17 protein-coding genes are annotated in these 19,687 nt (G+C 65.4%); 8 read left to right on the top strand and 9 right to left on the bottom strand.

The features are described 5' to 3' along the window. Positions 1 to 4: 4 nt before the first annotated feature. The 4 genes from rsmA to V6U71_RS06485 form a co-directional block, all read right to left on the bottom strand. Entirely contained in the window at positions 5 to 841 is an 837-nt protein-coding gene (gene rsmA / locus V6U71_RS06470; RefSeq protein ID WP_411341476.1) for a 16S rRNA (adenine(1518)-N(6)/adenine(1519)-N(6))-dimethyltransferase RsmA, read from the bottom strand. After that, positions 838 to 1,857 carry a 4-hydroxythreonine-4-phosphate dehydrogenase PdxA gene (gene pdxA, locus V6U71_RS06475; RefSeq protein WP_411341477.1) on the bottom strand — a complete coding sequence of 340 codons (1,020 nt, stop codon included), beginning with the start codon at positions 1,855 to 1,857 and terminating at the stop codon, positions 838 to 840. Before pdxA ends, rsmA begins: the two co-directional genes overlap by 4 nt. After that, the gene (locus tag V6U71_RS06480; RefSeq protein WP_411341478.1) at positions 1,857 to 3,197 is read right to left on the bottom strand and encodes a peptidylprolyl isomerase; all 1,341 of its coding nucleotides are present in this window, start codon (positions 3,195 to 3,197) and stop codon (positions 1,857 to 1,859) included. The genes pdxA and V6U71_RS06480 overlap by 1 nt, the downstream gene beginning before the upstream one ends. 134 nt (positions 3,198 to 3,331) lie before the next feature. Then, positions 3,332 to 5,632: an LPS-assembly protein LptD gene (locus tag V6U71_RS06485; protein WP_411341479.1), complete on the bottom strand. Its 2,301-nt coding sequence runs from the start codon at positions 5,630 to 5,632 to the stop codon at positions 3,332 to 3,334. 130 nt (positions 5,633 to 5,762) lie between these two features. Between V6U71_RS06485 and V6U71_RS06490 the strand changes: the two genes are divergently transcribed. The 4 genes from V6U71_RS06490 to V6U71_RS06505 all read left to right on the top strand — a co-directional run bounded on the left by V6U71_RS06490 (position 5,763) and on the right by V6U71_RS06505 (position 8,926). Beyond that, positions 5,763 to 7,232, top strand: a complete 1,470-nt coding sequence (locus V6U71_RS06490) for a leucyl aminopeptidase (protein WP_411341480.1) — start codon at positions 5,763 to 5,765, stop codon at positions 7,230 to 7,232. A gap of 18 nt (positions 7,233 to 7,250) precedes the next feature. Next, positions 7,251 to 7,700, top strand: coding sequence for a DNA polymerase III subunit chi (locus tag V6U71_RS06495; RefSeq protein ID WP_411341481.1), 450 nt, complete (start codon positions 7,251 to 7,253; stop codon positions 7,698 to 7,700). Positions 7,701 to 7,785: 85 nt separating this feature from the next. Further along, entirely contained in the window at positions 7,786 to 8,208 is a 423-nt protein-coding gene (ndk, locus tag V6U71_RS06500; protein ID WP_411341482.1) for a nucleoside-diphosphate kinase, read from the top strand. An 85-nt stretch (positions 8,209 to 8,293) separates the two neighbouring features. Next, a complete protein-coding gene (locus V6U71_RS06505; RefSeq protein ID WP_411341483.1) occupies positions 8,294 to 8,926 on the top strand; it encodes a M23 family metallopeptidase in 633 nt (210 codons plus the stop codon). A gap of 14 nt (positions 8,927 to 8,940) precedes the next feature. On the opposite strand, the gene cls is transcribed toward V6U71_RS06505, so the two are convergent. Genes cls through purM form a run of 4 tightly spaced genes read right to left on the bottom strand, consistent with a single transcriptional unit; the run spans position 8,941 to position 12,715 of the window. Beyond that, positions 8,941 to 10,386 carry a cardiolipin synthase gene (gene cls, locus V6U71_RS06510; protein ID WP_411341484.1) on the bottom strand — a complete coding sequence of 482 codons (1,446 nt, stop codon included), beginning with the start codon at positions 10,384 to 10,386 and terminating at the stop codon, positions 8,941 to 8,943. Positions 10,387 to 10,429: 43 nt separating this feature from the next. After that, a complete protein-coding gene (locus V6U71_RS06515; RefSeq protein WP_411341485.1) occupies positions 10,430 to 10,666 on the bottom strand; it encodes a hypothetical protein in 237 nt (78 codons plus the stop codon). Next, positions 10,666 to 11,616, bottom strand: coding sequence for a phosphoribosylglycinamide formyltransferase (gene purN / locus V6U71_RS06520; protein WP_411341486.1), 951 nt, complete (start codon positions 11,614 to 11,616; stop codon positions 10,666 to 10,668). The genes V6U71_RS06515 and purN overlap by 1 nt, the downstream gene beginning before the upstream one ends. Next, positions 11,609 to 12,715: a phosphoribosylformylglycinamidine cyclo-ligase gene (gene purM / locus V6U71_RS06525; protein WP_411341487.1), complete on the bottom strand. Its 1,107-nt coding sequence runs from the start codon at positions 12,713 to 12,715 to the stop codon at positions 11,609 to 11,611. Before purM ends, purN begins: the two co-directional genes overlap by 8 nt. 85 nt (positions 12,716 to 12,800) lie before the next feature. Here purM and V6U71_RS06530 point away from each other — a divergent pair, with 85 nt between their 5' ends. The 4 genes from V6U71_RS06530 to V6U71_RS06545 are packed head-to-tail and all read left to right on the top strand — an operon-like array spanning position 12,801 to position 18,382. After that, entirely contained in the window at positions 12,801 to 14,072 is a 1,272-nt protein-coding gene (locus V6U71_RS06530; protein ID WP_411341488.1) for a heavy-metal-associated domain-containing protein, read from the top strand. After that, positions 14,072 to 14,728 (top strand): HdaA/DnaA family protein, encoded by a 657-nt coding sequence (locus V6U71_RS06535; RefSeq protein WP_411341489.1) that lies wholly within the window; start codon positions 14,072 to 14,074, stop codon positions 14,726 to 14,728. Before V6U71_RS06530 ends, V6U71_RS06535 begins: the two co-directional genes overlap by 1 nt. After that, positions 14,719 to 16,887 (top strand): RNA degradosome polyphosphate kinase, encoded by a 2,169-nt coding sequence (locus tag V6U71_RS06540; RefSeq protein WP_411341490.1) that lies wholly within the window; start codon positions 14,719 to 14,721, stop codon positions 16,885 to 16,887. Before V6U71_RS06535 ends, V6U71_RS06540 begins: the two co-directional genes overlap by 10 nt. A gap of 10 nt (positions 16,888 to 16,897) precedes the next feature. Continuing rightward, on the top strand, positions 16,898 to 18,382 hold the full coding sequence (locus tag V6U71_RS06545; protein WP_411341491.1) for a Ppx/GppA family phosphatase: 1,485 nt from the start codon (positions 16,898 to 16,900) through the stop codon (positions 18,380 to 18,382). Here the strand turns inward: V6U71_RS06545 and rnd are convergent. Then, positions 18,379 to 19,593 (bottom strand): ribonuclease D, encoded by a 1,215-nt coding sequence (gene rnd / locus V6U71_RS06550; protein ID WP_411341492.1) that lies wholly within the window; start codon positions 19,591 to 19,593, stop codon positions 18,379 to 18,381. The genes V6U71_RS06545 and rnd overlap by 4 nt on opposite strands. Positions 19,594 to 19,687: the final 94 nt, after the last annotated feature.

Consider the following 19,687-nt stretch of genomic DNA (forward strand, 5'->3'; position numbering starts at 1 on the left):
TCCGCTAGGCGCTGAGCGTCCGTGCCAGCGCCACCCATTCGGCAACGCTGACCGTCTCGGCGCGGCGCGTCGGATCGATGCCCAGTTCGTCGAGCGCCTCGACCGCCCCCGCCATGCCCTTCAGGCTCTGACGCAGCATCTTGCGGCGCTGGCCGAAGCCCTTTTCGGTGAGCTGCGACAGGATTTTCGGATTGACGCCGTCGGGCTGCTCTGCGGGCACGACATGCACGATCGCCGACATCACCTTGGGCGGCGGAGTGAAAGCCGAGCGATGGACCTTCATCGCGATTCTGGCGGTCGAGCGCCACTGCGCGAGGACGCTGAGGCGTCCATAGGCGTTGGTCCCGACCGGCGCGACGATGCGTTCGGCAACCTCGAGCTGGAACATCAAGGTCAGTGACAGCCATAAAGGTGGCCAGCTTGCAGGCTCGAGCCAGCGTGTGAACAGCGCGGTGCCGACATTATAGGGCAGGTTTGCGACGATATGATACGGCCCGCCCGCTTGGCGGTCGGCGTCGATCACCATCGCATCGTCGGCGACAACCTGCAATTGCCCGTCGAAAGCTTCCGAAAGCTCGCCGAGCAGCGGCAGGCAGCGGTCGTCGCGTTCCACCGCGATCACGCGCGCTCCGGCACGGAGCAGCGCACGCGTCAGACCGCCAGGGCCCGGACCTACCTCGAACACCGTCTGCCCGTCGAGATCGCCGGGCAGTGCGGCGACGCGATCGAGCAATTGCTCGTCGAAGAGGAAATTCTGCCCCAGCGCCTTGCTCGCCGACAGGCCGTGCGCGCGGACCGTTTCGCGCAGCGGTGGCAGCGGATGCGTCGGCTGGCGCGTCACTTGGCGGGGGCGCAGCTGCGTTCGCGTGCTGTCGCCATGCGCGCCGCCATCGCAATGGCGGCGATCGTCGGCCCCGGATCGGCCTTGCCCTTGCCCGCGATGTTGAACGCGGTGCCATGGTCGGGCGAGGTGCGGATGATCGGCAGCCCCAGCGTCAGGTTGACGCCGTCGTGAAAATGCAGCGCCTTGAACGGCGCCAGCGCCTGATCGTGATAGCAGCAGAGCAGCGCATCATATTGGTCGCGGATACCCGGCGCGAACAGCGCATCGGCGGCAAGCGGGCCGTCGATCAGGATTCCTTCGGCAGCAAGCTGCTCGACGGCGGGCGCGATGATCCGGATTTCCTCGCCGCCAAGCTGGCCGCTTTCGCCGGCATGCGGGTTGAGACCCGCGACGGCGAGGCGCGGCTCGGCGATACCGAAATCGCGCTGCAGCCCGCGCGCCACCATCCGCGCCTTGGCGACGATCAGGTCGATCGTCAGACGCTCGGGGACCTCGGAAAGCGGGATATGGACGGTCAGCGGGACGACGCGCAGGGTCGGCCCGGCCAGCATCATCACTGCATTGGTCGCCGTCACGCCGCAGCGTTCGGCAATAAATTCGGTCTGGCCGGGGTGTGTATAGCCGATCCCGTGGAGCGCGTGTTTCGACACCGGCCCCGTCACCAACGCGGCACTGGCTTGGGTGCGGGTAAGCCCGATCCCGGTTTCGAGCGCGTGGAGGGCGCAGGTCGCGCCGGCGGGCGTCGGCTTGCCCGGTTCCAACGGCCCGCTGTCTTCGAGATGCCAGACGGGAAGTGCGGCGTCGAACGCGCGGACCGCCTCGTCCATATCGCCGATACGCGAGACCGGGCCATCCCAGACGGCCTCGATCGCCGCAATATCGCCGATCGCGACAAAGGGCGGGAGCTTGTGTTCGCGCCGTGCTGCCCACGCACGCGCCGCAACTTCGGGTCCCACGCCCGCCGGGTCACCCATGGTGACCGCGATCGGACGCGGGGCGGATTGTTCGGACATCAGCTATATTCGATCACAGCGTCCCGGCGCAGGTCGCGAAGATAACGCTGCGCCCGCTTGTTGACCTTTTCTTCGAGCAGCCGGTTCTCGATCTGCTGGACATCGGGCGCGGTCGCGGTCTGCGGCATGTCGCGACCGCAGAGCACCAAGACGCTGATCCCCTCGTCGGGGGCGCCGAAGGGCTGGGTGGTCTGACCGATCTGCAACGTCGCCAGCGTCTGCTGCAACGGACCCGGCAGCGAGCGCATCTCGATGTTGTCGCGCGACACCACGGTGGCGCCCAGCCGCTGCGCCACATCGTCGGCGGCGCCGCAGCCGGCGATGGCGCGCGTTGCTTCGGCGAACTGGCCGGCGAGTTCGGTCGCGCGGGCCTGCGTCGTGCCGGGCGCGAATTCCAGCGACAACTGTTTCAGGCTGAGCACTGCGTCGCGCGGATCGGCGGTCAGGACCTGGCGGCGGTCGATCATCAGCATGATCGAGAGGCCGCCGGGCACTTCGATGGGGCCGACGAGCTGGCCGGGCTGCATCTGCCCGGCCGCTTCCGACATCGATTGCGGAAGCTGGCCGGCCTTCACCCAGCCGAGGTCGCCGCCGACGACGGCCGTCGAGGCCTCGGAAAACTGGCGCGCATAGGCGGCGAAACTGCCGCCCGCCTGCAACGCCTGAATGATCTTCCCGGCGTTTTCGGCCACCGCCGCGGCATTTTCCGGGGTTGCCGACAGGTAGATTTCGCCGAGGTGGAATTCGTCCTGGCCCTTGGCTTCGTTCATCCGCTTGACGACCGATTCCACCTCTTCGGTCGACACGTTGGTGGTCGACTGGATGTTACGCGACAGCAGGCGGTCCCACGCGAACTCGCCGCGGATCTGCTGCTTCACAGCGCCCGCCGACGAACCCTTCGAAGCGAGATATTGTGAGAACTGGTCGGGCGTCTGCTTGAAACGCGTCGCAAGCCGCGCGAACTGTTCGTTGACCAGATTCTCGTCGATCGTGATCTCCGCCGCCTTGGCTTCCTGAATCTGGAGCTTTTCGTCGATCAGGTTGCTGAAAACCTGCTGACGCAGCCGCTGCAATTCTTCGGGCGGCAATTCCAGATTGTTGTTGGCGATGCGGATCAGCGCCATGCGCTGTTCGATATCGGTCGAGGTAATAATCTCGCCGTTCACCGTCGCCGACGGACGATAGACATTGGGCTTGGCATCGCCGAAAATCTGGACGTTGCCCGGAATGTTCAGGCTGGTGGTCGGAACCTCCTGATCGGCAACGGTCTGTGCCACCACTGGTGTCACACCCACGGCCGTCGCGGCAATCAGGCCGATCATGGTCGAAAATCTGGTCATTGCTACCCTATTCGAGAAATGAGGCATGCTCCGTATCAGCGGACACGCCTGATGGTCCAGCGCAATCCGCCATCCGGACCTGTTACGGATGGGATAGCCCGGCGACGCTGAACGCAGGCTGAGCGGATCGGAGATCAGAAACCAAGGTTGCGGAAGGCGATACGGAAGGAAAAGCTGTTGCCGCGCCGCGCGTCGCCGGTGTCGATATAGTCGCGCCGCCAAGTGAGCGCGATCGACAGGCATTCGTCGTCATACGCGATCCCCAGCCGGTGGCGAATCGGATCGAACCCGTCGGCGACGCTCAATGGATCGTCCTTCTGGTCGGTCAGGTCGACGATTGCCGAGCCGAAGATCGACCAGTTCCGCGCCACCGCGACGCGGCCGCCGACCCGTGCTTCCTCGCGGTCCTGCAAGTCTTCGCCGAGCAAAAGGATGTCGCGATTGAGCCGCGAATAGCCGAGCACGGCGTAGGTCGACTGGCCGCCGATCGTCGCGTCGAGCTCGTTCCGGCGGATCGCCAGGCTGTCCTTGTCGAGCCGGTAGCGGTGGGTGAAGCGCAGGAAATCCTTGTAGGCGACCGTCGTCCGCCCGACGATATCCGAGGTGCGGTCGGTCAGCCCGGTGCCGTCGGGAAACAGGGTGGGCTTGTTCGACAGGCGATAGCTTTGGCCGACGATGCTGTTGATATTGAAGCCCGGGCGGCTGAAGTTCCACTCGAGGCCATAGGTGACGCGCGCGCCGTCCTCGAACCGGTCGTAGCCGTTGAAGCGGTTGATCGCGAACAAATTGCTGTCTTCGAGGTCGAAGGCACGCGAATCCTCGTTCGGGATGTCGATATTCTCGATCGGCGGGGTTGCGACGAACTGGATTCGCGGGGTCAGCGTTTGGGTGCCGCCCAGGAATTCGCCGACGAAGGGCCAGCGCATATCGGCGGCGACCGCTGCAATGCCGCGCGCCTGCCAGCCCGACTTGCCACGATAGCCGGGGATGCCGGTCAGCAGATTCTCGTCGCTGTGATACACATCGCCGCGAACCAGCGCGGTCAGCGTGACTTCCTGACCCATGCCCGTCAGTCGCCGCAAATCCCAGCGCGCGCCGGCAAAGGCGCGCTGCGTGTCCTGACCCGCAGTCCGCGCAATCGCCAGCGTGTTGAGCTGCAATTCGAATTGGCCGCCGAACAGTGGATCGTCGAACCGCTGGCGATAGTCGATCACCGGCAATGCGATCGGCTGTTGCCCCTGCACATCGTTGCGGCGGAGCGTCTGGGTCGCCCAGCCCGCGATCGACAGATAGCTCTGGTTGCCGATGCGTTCGACCTCGAAGGTCGAGCGCAGCCGATCGTCGCGGCTGATGTCGTAACGGCGCATGAACGTGCGATCGGTCGCGATGCGGCCCGAATAGGTCAGGCTCCAGCGGGGGTCGAACTGGAACTTGCCGGCGCTTTCCAGATAACCGCGAAAGCGCTTGCGGCTATTGGGATCCTCGCCGGTCAGCGGGACAAGCGACCCATAGGTCGCATAGCCGTTGATCCGGAACGATCCGATGTCGGTCAGCGCGCGGGCCTCACCCTCGATCATCGGTGCCGCACCGGTGTAGATGTGCGGAGTGATCGTCACGTCGCGGTCGGGGGCGATGCGTAGATAATAGGGCACCGCAATCTCGAAGCCGTTCGACCGGTCGAGGCGGATTTCGGGAACGAGGATGCCGCTGCTCGGTTCGTTGTTGAGCGGGTGGCTGAGCCCCGGCAACGGGATCAGCGGCAGTCCGAAAATCTCGATCCGCGCGCCCTTGTACCGGACCTTGTTCTTGGCCTTGTCGTACAACACCTTGACGGCGCGGACCTGCCAGCTCGGATTCTTCGGGCAGCCCTCGTTATCCTCGACCGGGCAGGGGGTGTAAGCGGCGTTTTCGAGCTCGATATTGCCGTTGTCGAAGCGCGTCCCGCGAACCGCGGCGAGCCGCGATCCATTGTCGAGCACGACCAGCATATTCTCGACCACCCCATCGCGCAGCGAGTCGGTCAGCTCGATCTTGTCGCCATAGGCGGTGTCGCCTTCGGGATTCTTGATCGCGACATTGCCTTCGGCGAAAACCTGACCGGTCTTGCGGTTCCAGGTAACCTTGTCGGCGCGCATCGAGATGGTGTCGCGGTTCATCGCGACATTGCCCTCTGCCACCACGACGTCGGTGTCGCTGTCGTAATTCAGATTGTCGGCGGCAAAGCCGATCTGGTCCTCGGCGGCAGAATCAGGGGCGTCGGTGACGACCGGCGCCACGTCAGGGGTTTGCAGGTCGGGTGTTCCCGGCGCAATGGCCGGCGACGATTCGCCGGACTCCTGCGCCAGCGCGGGCGATGCGAGCAGTGCGCACAGGCTTGCCGTCGCGAGCCACACGGGCCGCAGGGCCGATTTTCCATGGAACAAAGCCAAGGTCATTTAGTCACTTTGTCCCATACCCTTAGAAAGTCCACCCGGACCGGACCGGCTGCTTTATTTTGCAACTCGCAAGCGAAACCCCTATCGGTCCGCCACGTTGCAATCAATCATCACATAAGAAAGTCATCGCATGGACATTCAGTTTGTCGCGCAAATCGATGCGTCTGCCGACGTCGTCGCGTTCCCGGTCCGCAAGGGCGGCCTCGCCGCGCTCGTCCAGGCGCTCGGCGATCCGCATGGCGCATTGCTCGGTGGCGCGGCGGCACAGGCGCGCTTCGAGGGCGCGGCGGGCTCGGTGGCCGAAACCGCCGCCGTCGACGGTGGCCGGGTGCTACGTCTGTTGCTTGTCGGGATCGGCGAGGGCGATGTCCACGATCTCGAACGCGGCGGCGCCGCGCTCGTCGCGCGGCTCCAGACGAGCGGTGCCGGCGCGGTCCACGTCGATTTCGCCAGCGCGGGCGCGAGCGACGCCGAGGATGTGCTCGCCTTCGCAATGGGTGCCCGGCTGCGCAACTGGCGTCTCGACACCTATCGCACCCGCCTTGCCGACAAGGCGAAGCCCAGCCTCCAGTCGGTGACGATTGCCTCCGCTCACGGCGATTTGACGGGCCGTTGGGCCGAGAATGAGGCGATTGCCGACGGTGTGGCGCTCACCCAGACGCTGGTCGCCGAGCCGCCGAACATCCTCTATCCCGAAAGCTTCGTCGAGCGCTGCCAGCATCTCGCCGACCTCGGCGTCGAACTCGAGGTGCTCGACGAGCGCCAGATGAAGGCGCTCGGCATGGGCGCGCTGCTCGGCGTCGCGCAGGGCTCGACGCGGCCGCCGCGGTTGCTCGCGATGCGCTGGAACGGCGGCACGCCGGGCGAGGCGCCGGTGGTGTTCATCGGCAAGGGCGTCACTTTCGACACCGGCGGCATCAGCCTGAAGCCCGGGCCGGGCATGGACATGATGAAATGGGACATGGGCGGCGCCGGCGCCGTCGCGGGCGCGATCAAGGCGATTGCCGGCCGCAAGGCGAAGGCGAACGTCGTCGGCGTCGTCGGTCTCGTCGAGAATATGCCCGACGGCAATGCGATGCGCCCTGGCGACATCGTGACGACCATGTCGGGCCAGACGGTCGAGGTGCTGAACACCGACGCCGAAGGCCGCCTTGTCCTTTGCGACGCGATTAGCTGGGCGCAAAAAGCCTATGATCCGAAGGTCATCGTCGATCTTGCGACGCTGACCGGCGCGATGGTGATCTCGCTCGGCCATGAATTTGCCGGCATGTTCGCCAATGAGGACGATCTTGCCGCCGACCTGCTCGCAGCGGGCGAGGCGTCGAACAACAAGCTGTGGCGCTTCCCGCTGTCGGCCGCATACGACAAGCTGATCGACAGTCCGATCGCCGACATGAAGAATATCGGACCGCGCGAGGCCGGATCGATCACCGCGGCGCAGTTCCTGAAGCGTTTCGTGAACGACGGCGTCGCATGGGCGCATCTCGACATCGCGGGCATGGCATGGGCCGACAAGGACGGACCCGTCTATGCCAAGGGCGCGACGGGCTATGGCGTGCGCTTGCTCGACCGCTTCATCGCGGCCAATTTCGAAGGCTGAGGCCGGCGGGGCGGGATCATGGCGCGCGTCGATTTCTATCGTCTCACCCGCGATCCCGTCGAGCGGGTGCTGCCCGCGATCGCGACGCGCATATTGGGCGCTGGCGACCGGTTGCTGGTCGCCGCGGCCCCGGCGCTTCAGCGACAGGCGATCGACGAGGCGCTGTGGACGCACGCGCCGGCGAGTTTCCTGCCGCACGGCGCGGCGGGCTCCCCCGACGAAGAGATCGAGCCGATCCTGATTGCGGGAACCCTCGACCCTTCGCCGGCAAACCGCGCGCGACACGTTGCGCTTGCCGACGGCGAATGGCGCGACGAGGCGCTCGGGTTCGACCGGGCTTTTCTGCTCTTCGACAACAGCCGCATCGACGACGCGCGCGCAACCTGGCGCAAATTGAGCGCCACGGAGGGTGCCGAAATCCATTTCTGGAAGCAGGACGAAAACGGCCGCTGGGCGGAAGGGCCGTAGCGTCCGACGCTCTGTCCTTGCGGCGGCGCAAAAGCGCGGCTAGAGGCGCGCGCATCGCAAATCATAACAACGCAGGAGCTTTCCCATGGCGGTCACCCGCACCTTTTCGATCATCAAGCCCGACGCAACGCGCCGCAACCTGACCGGTGCGGTCACCAAGATGCTGGAAGACGCCGGTTTGCGCGTCGTCGCGTCGAAGCGCATCCACATGAGCCGCGAGCAGGCGGAAGGCTTTTACGCGGTCCACAAGGAACGCCCCTTCTTCGGCGAACTCGTCGATTTCATGATCAGCGGCCCCGTCGTCGTCCAGGTTCTCGAGGGCGAGAATGCGATGCAGGCGAACCGCGACATCATGGGCGCGACCAATCCCAAGGATGCGGCGCCGGGCACGATCCGCAAGGAACTCGCCGAGAGCATCGAGGCAAACACCGTCCACGGCAGCGACAGCGACGAAAATGCGGCGATCGAGATCGCCTATTTCTTCGAGCCCGAAGAAATCGTCGGCTAAGCCGGCCCGGCACGACCGGACAAGCAAAGGCCACCGGAACATTCCGGTGGCCTTTTTCGTTGGACACCCGGAAAAGGAACAGGCCATGCTTGGAAAGCCGATTTTCGCCATCGCGGCGGCGGCGCTGCTGGCATCGAACGGGCCGGCAGCCGATACGCCGAAGATCGTCGAATCCGAAGGGCTCTACCGGCTTCCCTTCGCCGACGGCACGGAGGTTTCGGTGTTCGATGACGCTGTCACGCACCGCCCCGTGGGCGCAATCGATCTGGTCGGCGAGCCGCGCGAAGGGAAGGTTCACCGCGTCGTGGCCGCGGCCGACGGTATGGTGATGGCGATCGAGGACCATTATTCGGAACAGCAGAGCGGCCGGGCTGCGGCGGATTGCCGGAACAATTTTGTGTGGCTTTCGCATCCGGGCGGCGAATGGACGCTTTATGGGCACATGGCGGCCGGGACGAGAAGCGACAAGGCGGCGCTGAAGGTCGGCGACCGCGTCCGCGCGGGGCAATATCTGGGGGACGAAGGCGCCGTCGGCTGCGCGATGTTGTCGCATGTCCATTTCGAAGTCGCCGTGCCGCAGGCGAGCGATCCCATCGACAAGGGTGGCTTCCTCAACGGCAACGCCGAACGGCAGCGAATGCGCATCCCGCGCTTCTGCGCGATTCCGGATCATCTGGTCCGCAAGGACGCGCATTATACGGCGGCCGCCTGTCCTTGATCATTCGCGCCGCGTCAAAGAAGCGGGCTGAGCGTCGCCAGCAGGTTTTGCCACAGCCGCCGCAACATGCTGTCGCGTGCGACATCCTCGGCCATGACGCGGTCGGAATCGGCCAGATATTCGGCCTGTCGCGCGCGAATTTCGCCGACGAAACCGGCGTCTGCGAACAGGATATTATTCTCGAAATTGAGCTCGAAGCTCCGCCGGTCGAGGTTTGCCGAGCCGATCAGCGCGACGGCGCCGTCGACCACCATCGTCTTCGCGTGGAGCAGACCGGGGCGATATTCATATAGCTGGACGCCCGCGCCGATCATCTCGTCATAATAGCTGCGGCTGGCATTGGCGACGATGCGGCTGTCGTTGCGCTGCGGCAGGATCATCACCGTGCTCACCCCGCGCCGCGCGGCGTCGAGCAGCGCACAGATCAACTGTTCGTCGGGGACGAAATAGGGCGTCGTGATCACCAGTTCGCGCCGCGCCGAATGAATCAGCGAGGTGAAGCAAGCGGTCATCGCGGGGTAGGGCAGGCTGGGCCCCGTGCCGACGACCTGCGCCACGATGCCCGGCTTGGCCGCCGCCGGTTGTTCGGCATCGTCGCAGAGCAGGGCGCTGATATCGTCGCCATGCTCCGACTCCCAGTCGGCGGCGAAGATGAACTGGCAGTCCTGCACCACCGGGCCTTCCCAGCGCGTCATCAGGTCGACCCATGGCGCATAGCGCGATTTCACACGGAATTCGGGGTCGGCAAGGTTCTGGCTGCCGCACCAGGCGATGCGATTGTCGACGATCAGTTGCTTGCGGTGGTTGCGCAGGTCGAAGCGGCCGCGGATCAGTGTCCAGATCAGCCCGCCGATCGGCAGCGCGATCCGCGCGTCGACCCCGGCATTTTCGAGTTCGATCCAATAGGCCGACCGGATGAAGCCGCGCGAACCGAGCGCGTCGGCCAGCACGCGCACCTTGACCCCGCGCCGCGCGGCGCGAACCAGCGCATTCTTGATCCGGAAACCGTTGTTGTCGGCGAGCCAGATGTAGAAGCAGAGATGGACGGTCGACGTCGCCGCGTCGATATCCTCGACCATCTCGCGGATCGCGCTGTTGCTGTCGGCCGACAGGCGCGCCCGGTTGCCGCGCGTCGGGGGCAGCGCATTGGCGGTCTCGGCGAGCGCAAAGGGCGCTGCATAAGGTGTCTTTGCGAGGGTGCGGCGGATCGTTTCATTCTGCGCCGGGTGCGGCAGGTGGGCCTCGATCGCGCGATAGCGGGCGCGGCGCTTCGCGCTGATCCGAGCCTCGCCGAGCAGCAGATAGGCGATCACCCCGACGACCGGCACCATGATCGCCGCGATCAGCCAGGCGATCCGCGACGCGGGCTCGCGCTGCGGCCGCAGGATGATGCGCCCGATCACCACGATATGAACCGCGAGGAACAGCAGCGACAGGACAAGGGCGGCGTCGAATGCCATCGCGGCAGTTCAACCGGCTTTTGCGAAAAAGGCCAGCGTCAATTCACGCCGCTGACCGCGCTTTGCGTTTTGCCGCCCAGCGCTTCCATCGGCGGTCGCAGAACAGGGCGAGCGCGACGAACAGCGCGGTGCCGACGACCGATGCGCCATCGAAACCGAGGCGGTCGCCCAGATAATCGACGGTGCCATATTGGATCGCCTTGCCCGTTGCCACACCGAGCGGGATGATGATCAGCGCGGCGAGGGTGCGTTTCGCAAGCCAGATCGCCGTCGGCGGCATCAGAATTCTTCCGCCGCGCCCATCAGCCCGGCAAGCTTTTTCGGCGCCACCGCGAGCCAGCTCTTGCGCAGCCATTCGTCGATCGCATCCCAGTCGGTGTCGCCAAGGTCGAGGCGGATGCCGACCCAGCCGTCCCCGAAATAGGCGGGGCGGTAATAGCGGTCCTCGTCGAGTTCGATCAGTTGCGCCTGTTCGTCGGCGCCGCTGATCTTGACGAGCAGGGCGATCTTGCCGTCGCCGTGATGATCCTCGGTGAAATAGGCGAATTTCTTGCCCTTCACGATGCCGAAGCACGGCATGCCGTGTGAGGTCACCTCGTCTGCTTCGGGCAACGCCATCGCGAGTTCGCGCACCCGGCCGAGTATATATTCGGGCGAGCGTTCGTGCGACACGAAGGCCGCGAGGGTTTTGGGGTAAAGCTGATGCTCGGCAAACTGCACCCGCCGGGCCAGGCTTTCGGCCGTTTCGCCGGGCACGATCGCGACCCGCGTCTGCGCAAGCACCGGCCCGTCGTCGAGCGCGGGAGTCACGATATGGATGCTGCACCCGCCGTGGCTGTCGCCCGCATCGATGGCTTGGCGGTGTGTGTTCAGCCCCTTGTATTTCGGCAGCAGGCTGGGGTGAATGTTGAGCATCCGGCCTTGCCAGTTTTCGACGAAGGCATCGCTGAGAATGCGCATATAGCCCGCGAGCGCGACATATTCGGCGCGGGCCTCGTGCAATTGCACGTCGACAAGCGCGTCGAACGCGTCGCGGTCCATGTCCCTGTGAGAGCGACTCCAGGTCGCGATGCCTTCGGCCTCCGCAATCTTCAGTCCCGGCGCTTCGGGATCGTTCGCGGCGACCAGCACGATCTCGTAAGGGCAGTCGTCGGCTTTCGCGGCATAGAGCAGCGCCGCCATATTGGTCCCGGCGCCCGAGATCAGGACGGCGACGCGCGCCTTAGCCATTATGCGTGGCCGACCACGCTGCCATCGCACTCCATGTTTCCGACCCGCCCGATACGGTGCAGCCCTTCGCCCCTTCGGCGATGTGGCCGATCCGGAATACCGTTTCGTCAGCGGCTTCGAGCGCCGCAGTGACGTCCGCAGCGTCAGATTCGGCGACGACGACCGCCATGCCGATCCCGCAATTGAAGGTGCGCGCCATTTCCTCGGGCTCGATATTGCCCTGGGCCTGCAGGAAGGCCATCAGCCGCGGCTGCGCCCACGCATCGGCGTCGACATGCGCGTGCAAGGTTTTCGGCAGGATGCGCGGGATATTTTCGAGCAGCCCGCCGCCGGTGATATGCGCGAGCGCATGAATCTTGCCGGTCTTCACCAGCGGCAACAGGCTCTTCACATAGATGCGCGTCGGCGCCATCAGCGCGTCGATCAGCAGGATGTTCTGGTCGAACAGCGCGGGGCGGTCGAGTTTCCAGCCCTTGTCCGCGGCCAGCCGCCGCACGAGCGAAAAGCCGTTCGAATGGACGCCCGACGAAGCGAGGCCGAGGATCACGTCGCCTGCGGCAACCTTATCGGCGGTCAGCACCTGATCGCGCTCGACCGCGCCGACGCAGAAACCGGCAAGGTCGTAATCGCCGTCCGAATACATGCCCGGCATTTCGGCAGTTTCGCCGCCGATCAGCGCGCAGCCGGCCTGCTTGCAGCCCTCGGCGATGCTGGCGACAACTTCGGTCGCGACGTCGTTGTCGAGCTTGCCCGTCGCATAATAGTCGAGAAAGAAGAGCGGTTCGGCGCCCTGCACGATCAGGTCGTTGGCGCACATCGCGACGAGATCGATGCCGACGCCCTCGTGCTTGCCCGATTCGATGGCGAGTTTCAGCTTGGTGCCGACGCCGTCGTTCGCCGCGACGAGCAGCGGATCGTTGAACCCCGCCGCCTTAAGGTCGAAAAAGCCGCCGAAACCGCCGAGGTCGGCGTCGGCACCGGGACGGCGCGTCGCACGGGCGAGCGGAGCAATGGCACGGACCAGCGCGTTGCCGGTCTCGATCGATACGCCGGCCTCGGCATAAGTGTAGGAGGCGGGTTGGTTGTGCTTGGAATCCATGGCCAGCGCGACTAACGACTCTGGCCACGAAATGCCATGATTTCCTTGTCCGGCGTCGAGCTTTTGGGCAAAGCATAGAGAAGATATGATTTCGGTCGCTTTCCCCCGCTTCGCGCCCCGTTTCTCCTTCGACGCCGTGCGCCCGCGCGACTGGCGCTGGGCGGCGCTGTTCGGGCTGCTCTTTGCGATTCTGGTCGTCGGGGCGGTCGAAGGACAGATCAGCCGCGGCGATCGCGGCATTACCCCGATCAACAGCAGCGGCGACTTCCTCGCCAGCGGCATCCTTGTCGACGTCACCGGCGACAATGCCGAGGATGCGCGCGAAAAGGGCTGGCGCGAGGCGCAGCGCAAGGGCTGGGCGCAGCTCTATCGCAAATTGAACGGCAGCGATGGTCCGGCGCTCGGCGATTCGGTGCTCGACGGCATCGTCACCGCGATCGTCGTCGAGGACGAACAGATCGGTCCGCGCCGGTACGTCGCGCGGCTCGGTGTCCAGTTCGACCGCGTCCGCGCCGGACAGATTTTGGGCGTCAGCGGCCGGACGTTGCGCTCGCCGCCTTTGCTGGTCATCCCCGTCTATTCGGTCGACGGCATTCCGCAGGTGTTCGAACAGCGCAGCGCCTGGCAGCGCGCTTGGGCCGAATATAACACCGGACAAAGCGCGATCGACTATGTCCGCACGGCGGGCACCGGTGCCGATACGCTGCTGATCAACGCCGGCCAGACGGGACGCCGCGGCCGCGTCTGGTGGCGCGTCATTCTTGACCAATATGGCGCCGCCGACGTCCTCGTGCCGATGGCGCGGGTCGAATACAGCTATCCCGGCGGGCCGATAAAGGGCTATTTCACGGCGCGTTTCGGTCCCGACAACAAGCTGATTTCCAGCTTCACCATGACCGGACCCAATCCCACCGCGCTGCCCGACATGATGGAAAAGGCGGTCGCGCGCATGGACCGCATCTATATCGATGCGCTGGCGGCGGGCGTGCTCAAGACCGATACCTATCTCGTTCTCGAAAAGCCGGTCGAGAAGGAAGACTTGCCCGAAGAGGTGGCGACCGATGCCGACGTCCTGCCGACCGAAACCGATGCCAGCGTTCCGGCGACGGCGGCGGTCGGCGTGTCGAGCTTTACCGTCCAGTACAGCTCGCCCGACGTCGAATCGGTATCGGCGACCGAGCGCGCGATCGCGGGCATCGCGGGCGTCCAGTCGGCCTCGACCACCAGCCTTGCGCTGGGCGGCACGTCGGTGATGCGGGTCAGCTTCCGCGGCGACATCGCGGCGCTCAAGGCCGCACTCGCCGCACGCGGGTACAAGGTACAGGAAGGCGGCAACACGCTCAGGATCAGTCGCTGATGGCGCGCGCATCGGGACAGATTGCGCTCCCGCTCGACTGGAGTGCCGGCGGAGCGAACGACGGTCCGTTGATCGTCGGCACCAGCAACGCCGATGCCGTCCGCTACCTGCGCCATGTATCGACCTGGCCGGTACGGACCGCGGTTCTCGTCGGCCCTCGGGGATCGGGTCGCAGCCTGATCGGCCGACTGTTCGCGCGCGATACCGGCGGGCGCGTGATCGACGGGCACGACAGCGTTTCGGAAGAGGAGCTTTTCCACGCGTGGAATGCCGCGCAGGCTTCGGGGACGCCGCTGTTGGTCATCGCCGATGCGCCGCCCGCAGAATGGCAGATCGCCTTGCCCGATCTCGCTTCGCGCCTCGCGGCGGTGCCGGTACTGACGATCGGCGATCCCGACGATTGCCTCGCGCGCGACTTGATCGAGGCGCTGTTTGCGCAGCGCGGCATTGCCATCGCGCCCGAGGCGGCATCCTATATCGTGCCGCGCATGGAGCGCAGCTATGCGATGATCCATCGCATCGTTGCGGCGCTCGACGCCGCCTCGCTCGAACAGGGGCGGCGGGTCGGCGTTCGTCTTATTCGTGAAACATTACTGTCACAGGGGCTGATCGATCCCGATCTCCTCGAAAGGCAGGACAGCGATATATGTCGATAGCAAATGGCTCCCTTCGCGCCGACAATGACGCCCTGACGGAACCGCCGAGTTTCGGTCCCGAGCGCTTCTTCAATCGCGAACTGAGTTGGCTCGCCTTCAACCGCCGGGTGATGGAAGAAGCCCGCAATCCCGCGCATCCGCTGCTCGAACGCTTACGCTTCCTGTCGATTTCGGGCAGCAACCTCGACGAATTCTTCATGGTCCGCGTCGCCGGCCTCAAGGGCCAGCAACTGCAGGGCATCGACGACCCATCGGCCGACGGCCGCTCGCCGGGGCAGCAACTGGCCGAGATCGAGGCGGAGGTGAACCGCCTCGTCGACGAGCAGCAGAGCGAATGGCAATTGCTCCACCGCCTGCTCGCCGAACAGGGAATCGTCGTCCACGGCACCGGATCGGATGCCGATGCGCTACGCGCGCGTCTCCGCCAATATTTCCTCGACCAGATTTTCCCGATCCTGACGCCGCAGGTCCTCGACCCGGCGCATCCCTTTCCCTTCATTCCGAACCGCGGCCTCGGCATCATCTTCGACCTGCAGCGCAAGGCGACCGGCGATACGGTGCGCGAACTGGTTATGATCCCGGCTTCGCTGCCGCGCTTCGTTCCCGTTCCCGGCGAAACGACCGCGTTCGTGCCGATCGAATATCTGATCGAGATTTTCGGCGGCCTGCTGTTTCCGGGCTTCACCATCCGCTCGCTCGGCGTTTTCCGGATCATCCGCGACAGCGACATCGAACTGGAGGAAGAAGCGGAGGATCTCGTCCGCCTGTTCCGTACCGCGATCCGCCGCCGCCGCCGCGGCCGTGTCATCCTGCTCGAACTCGAAGCCGACATGCCGGGCGAGATTGCGGCGGTGCTCAATGCCGATATCCAGGGGCATGAAGCGATCGTCGCCAAGATCGGCGGTTTCATCGGGCTTGCCGCACTGTCCGCGCTGGTCGACGTCGATCGTCCCGACCTCAAGTTTCCGGCCTATTCGGCGCGCTTCCCCGAACGCATTCGCGAACATGGCGGCGACTGCTTCGCAGCGATCCGCAGCAAGGACATCCTTGTCCATCACCCGTACGAAAGCTTCGATGTCGTCCTGTCCTTCCTGCGACAGGCGGCGGCGGACCCCGATGTCGTCGCGATCAAGCAGACGCTCTACCGCGCCGGCAACCAGTCGCCGGTGATCCGCGCGCTGATCGAGGCGGCCGAGGCGGGCAAATCGGTCACCGCGGTCGTCGAACTCAAGGCGCGCTTCGACGAGGAGCAGAATCTGCTCTGGGCAAACCAGCTCGAACGCGCCGGCGTGCAGGTCGTCTATGGCTTCATCGAGTGGAAGACGCATGCGAAGATTTCGATGGTCGTGCGCCGCGAAGGGCAGGGCTATCGGACCTACTGCCACTTCGGGACCGGCAACTATCATCCGGTGACCGCGCGCATCTATACCGATTTGAGCTTCTTCACCGCCGACCCGCGCGCCGGGCGCGATGCCGCGCAGCTGTTCAATTACATCACCGGCTATGTCGAGCCCGAACGGCTCGAACTGATCACCATGTCGCCGCTCAACATGCGCGCGCATCTGTGCGATCTGATCGATGCCGAAATCGCGGCAGCGAAGGCCGGGCAGCCGTCGGGCGTCTGGGCGAAGATGAACAGCCTTGTCGATCCCGACATCATCGATCGCCTCTATGCCGCAAGCGCCGCCGGGGTGCCGATCGAACTGATCGTACGCGGTATCTGCTGTCTGCGGCCAGGGGTCGCGGGTTTGTCGGAAACGATCCGCGTCAAATCGGTGGTCGGCCGCTTCCTCGAACACAGCCGCGTGTGGGCTTTCGCGAATGGTGCGCCGCTGCCCCATCAGCGCGCCAAGCTCTATATTTCCAGTGCCGACTGGATGCCGCGCAACTTCGATCGCCGGGTCGAATATATGATCCCGATCGAAAACCCGACCGTCCACGACCAGATCCTCGACCAGGTGCTCGTCGCCAACCTCATCGACAATGAACAGAGCTGGGTGCTCCAGCCGGACGGTACCTATGCGCGGGTAAGTCCGGGCGATAAGCCCTTTAACCTCCACCATTATTTCATGACGAACCCTTCGCTGTCGGGTCGCGGCACCGCGCTGCACAAGCGCCACGACGTGCCGACGCTCGCCATCGATATGCGCGAAGATTGAGACGATAGATTTGGGTTTGCTGCGCTCCTCGAAACTGGCGGTCCACCGCTCGGCGGTCATCGATATCGGTTCCAACTCGGTCCGCCTCGTCGTGTATGAAGGGCCGCGCCGCGCGCCGGCGGTGATCTTCAACGAAAAGGTTGCGGCAGGGCTGGGCCGTGGTCTGTCGATCGACGGACGCATCGCCGACGAGGATGCCGCGCGCGGACTGACCGCCTTGCACCGCTACGCACTGCTCGCGCGTCATATGGAGGTCAAGGACCTGCAATGCGTCGCGACCGCGGCGGTGCGCGATGCGGCCAACGGCCCGGACTTCATCGCGAGGGCGGCCGAGGCGGGTCTCAAGATCCGCCTTCTGTCGGGTGAGGAAGAAGCCGAAGCCGCGGGGCACGGCGTGATTGCGGCGATCCCCGACGCCCATGGCATCGCGGTGGACCTTGGCGGCGGCAGCCTCGAACTGGCGGAGGTCGCGGGCGGCGAGGTCGGCCGACGGGCATCTTTCCCGCTTGGCGTGCTGCGTTTGCCCGCGCTGCGCAAGGATGGCGAACAGGCGTTCGAGCGCGCGGTGCGCAAGATGCTGAAAAGTGCCGGATGGCCGGCGCTGCTCACCGGTCTGCCGCTCTACCTCGTCGGCGGGTCATGGCGTGCGCTGGCGCGTCTCGACCTCGAACTGACGCACGATCCGCTTGCCGTGCTCGACCAGCACACGCTGCCGCGCGCGGCGCTCCGCCGGCTGGTGCGCGCGACGAGGCGGCTGAGTTTCGAGGAAATACGCGCAATCCCGGGCATGGCGTCGACCCGTGCGTCGACGCTGCCCGACGCCGCCGCGCTGCTGGCGGCGCTCGCCAATATCATCGACGTCCCCGAAATGACCGTTTCGTCGTCGGGGCTGCGCGAGGGCCTGCTCTACCAGACGCTTGACGCGGCGACGCAGGCGCAGGATCCGCTGATCGTCGCCGCGGAATTCGAAGGCCGTCGCCTCGCGCGCTTCGCCCCGCATGGCCCGGCGATCGCCGACTGGATCGCGCCGCTGTTCGCGAGCGAGGCGGTGGCAGACAGCCGTATCCGGCTCGCCGCCAGCCTGCTCAGCGACGTCGCCTGGTCGGCAAACCCCGATTTTCGTGCCGAACGCGGTACCGAGATCGGCCTGCACGGCAACTGGCGCGGCATCGACATACCGGGCCGGATCCTGCTGGCGCGGGCGCTCCACGCCGGGTTCGGCGGCGCCGATGGCGATTTCCCGGCGATGGGGGCGCTCGTCGAGGCAGAGCGCCTCGCGCGGGCGCGGCAATGGGGGCTTGCGATCCGCCTTGCCCAGCGGTTGACCGGCGGAGTCGAGGCGCCGCTGAAAGCCAGCGCGATCGCCCATATCGACGGGAAATTGCGGCTCAGCCTCGATCCGGGCTGGCATCACCTAGCCGGCGAGTCGGTCGAACGCCGGCTGCGCTCGCTTGCGCAGGCGCTCGATGCCAAGCCCGAACTGATATTGCGCTAAGCCGGTTTGCCTTCGCCTGCGTCGTCGATCGGGGCGGCAGCGGCGGCGTCGATTTCGCTCATCACCAGCTTGCCGTTCTTGACCGCAAAGCCCATCCGGCCTTCGACAAGGTCGAGCGCGGCGTGGCCGAAGACGTCGTAGCGCCAGCCCTGCATCATCGGGATATCGTCGCGGCGCCCGGCCGCAAGCGCCTCGAGGTCGTCGCTGCGCGCGATCAGCCGCGACGCGACATTGAGTTCGCGGGCGCGAATCTTGAGGAGCAGTTTGAGGAGGTCGGCGACGAGCACGCCTTCCTTGCCGAGCCCGGGGCCACGCGGCGCGCGATCGGGCATGTCGTCCTTGGGCAGCGGCTTGGCATTGTCGAGCGCGTCCATCAGCCGCGCCCCGATATCGTTCGACTTCCACGTCGCCGACAGCCCGCGCACGCGGCCGAGCCCGTCCTGATCCTTGGGCGGATGCGCGGCAAGATCGCCGAGCGTCTCGTCCTTGACGATGCGGCCGCGCGGCAGGTTCTTGGTCCGCGCCTCGCGCTCGCGCCACGCGGCGAGCGCTTTCAGGCGGCCGAGCACGTCGGGCTTGCGCGACGGCACCTTGATCCGCAGCCACGCTTTTTCGGGATCGACATTGTAATTGGCGGGGTCGGCGAGCTTTTCCATCTCTTCGTCGAGCCAGTGGCCGCGCGCGGTCTTGACCAGCTTTTTCAGCATCATCGGGAAAATCTCGGCAAGGTGCGTCACATCGCCGATCGCATAGTCGATCTGCCGTTTGTCGAGCGGGCGGCGGCTCCAGTCGGTGAAGCGCGCGCCCTTGTCGAGCACGATACCGAGCCACGCCTCGACGAGGTTCGAATAGCCGACCTGTTCGGCCTGCCCGAGCGCCATCTGCCCGATCTGCGTGTCGAAGATCGGGTGCGGCGTCTTGCCGGTCAGGTTGAAGATGATTTCGACATCCTGCCCGCCGGCGTGGAAGACCTTCAACACCTCCTCATTGTCGACGAGCAGGTCGAGCAGAGGTTTGAGGTCGATGCCGTTCGCCATCGGATCGATCGCCGCGGCATGTTCGCTGTTTGCGACCTGAATCAGGCAGAGTTCGGGCCAGAAGGTATTCTCGCGCATGAATTCGGTATCGACCGCGATGAAATCGCTGTCCTTGATGAGGCCGACGAATTCGGCGAGCGCGGTACTGGTTTCGATGAGCGGATGGACTTGCATGATGGGCCTATACAGCTAGTTGGGAAGGACGGGCAGGAAAAATTGCCCGCACTCTTCGGGTCGCGGATCCGCAACAGCGGACAGGGGAAAACGC

This window comes from Sphingopyxis sp. J-6, from assembly GCF_046603995.1.
Lineage (GTDB): Bacteria > Pseudomonadota > Alphaproteobacteria > Sphingomonadales > Sphingomonadaceae > Sphingopyxis.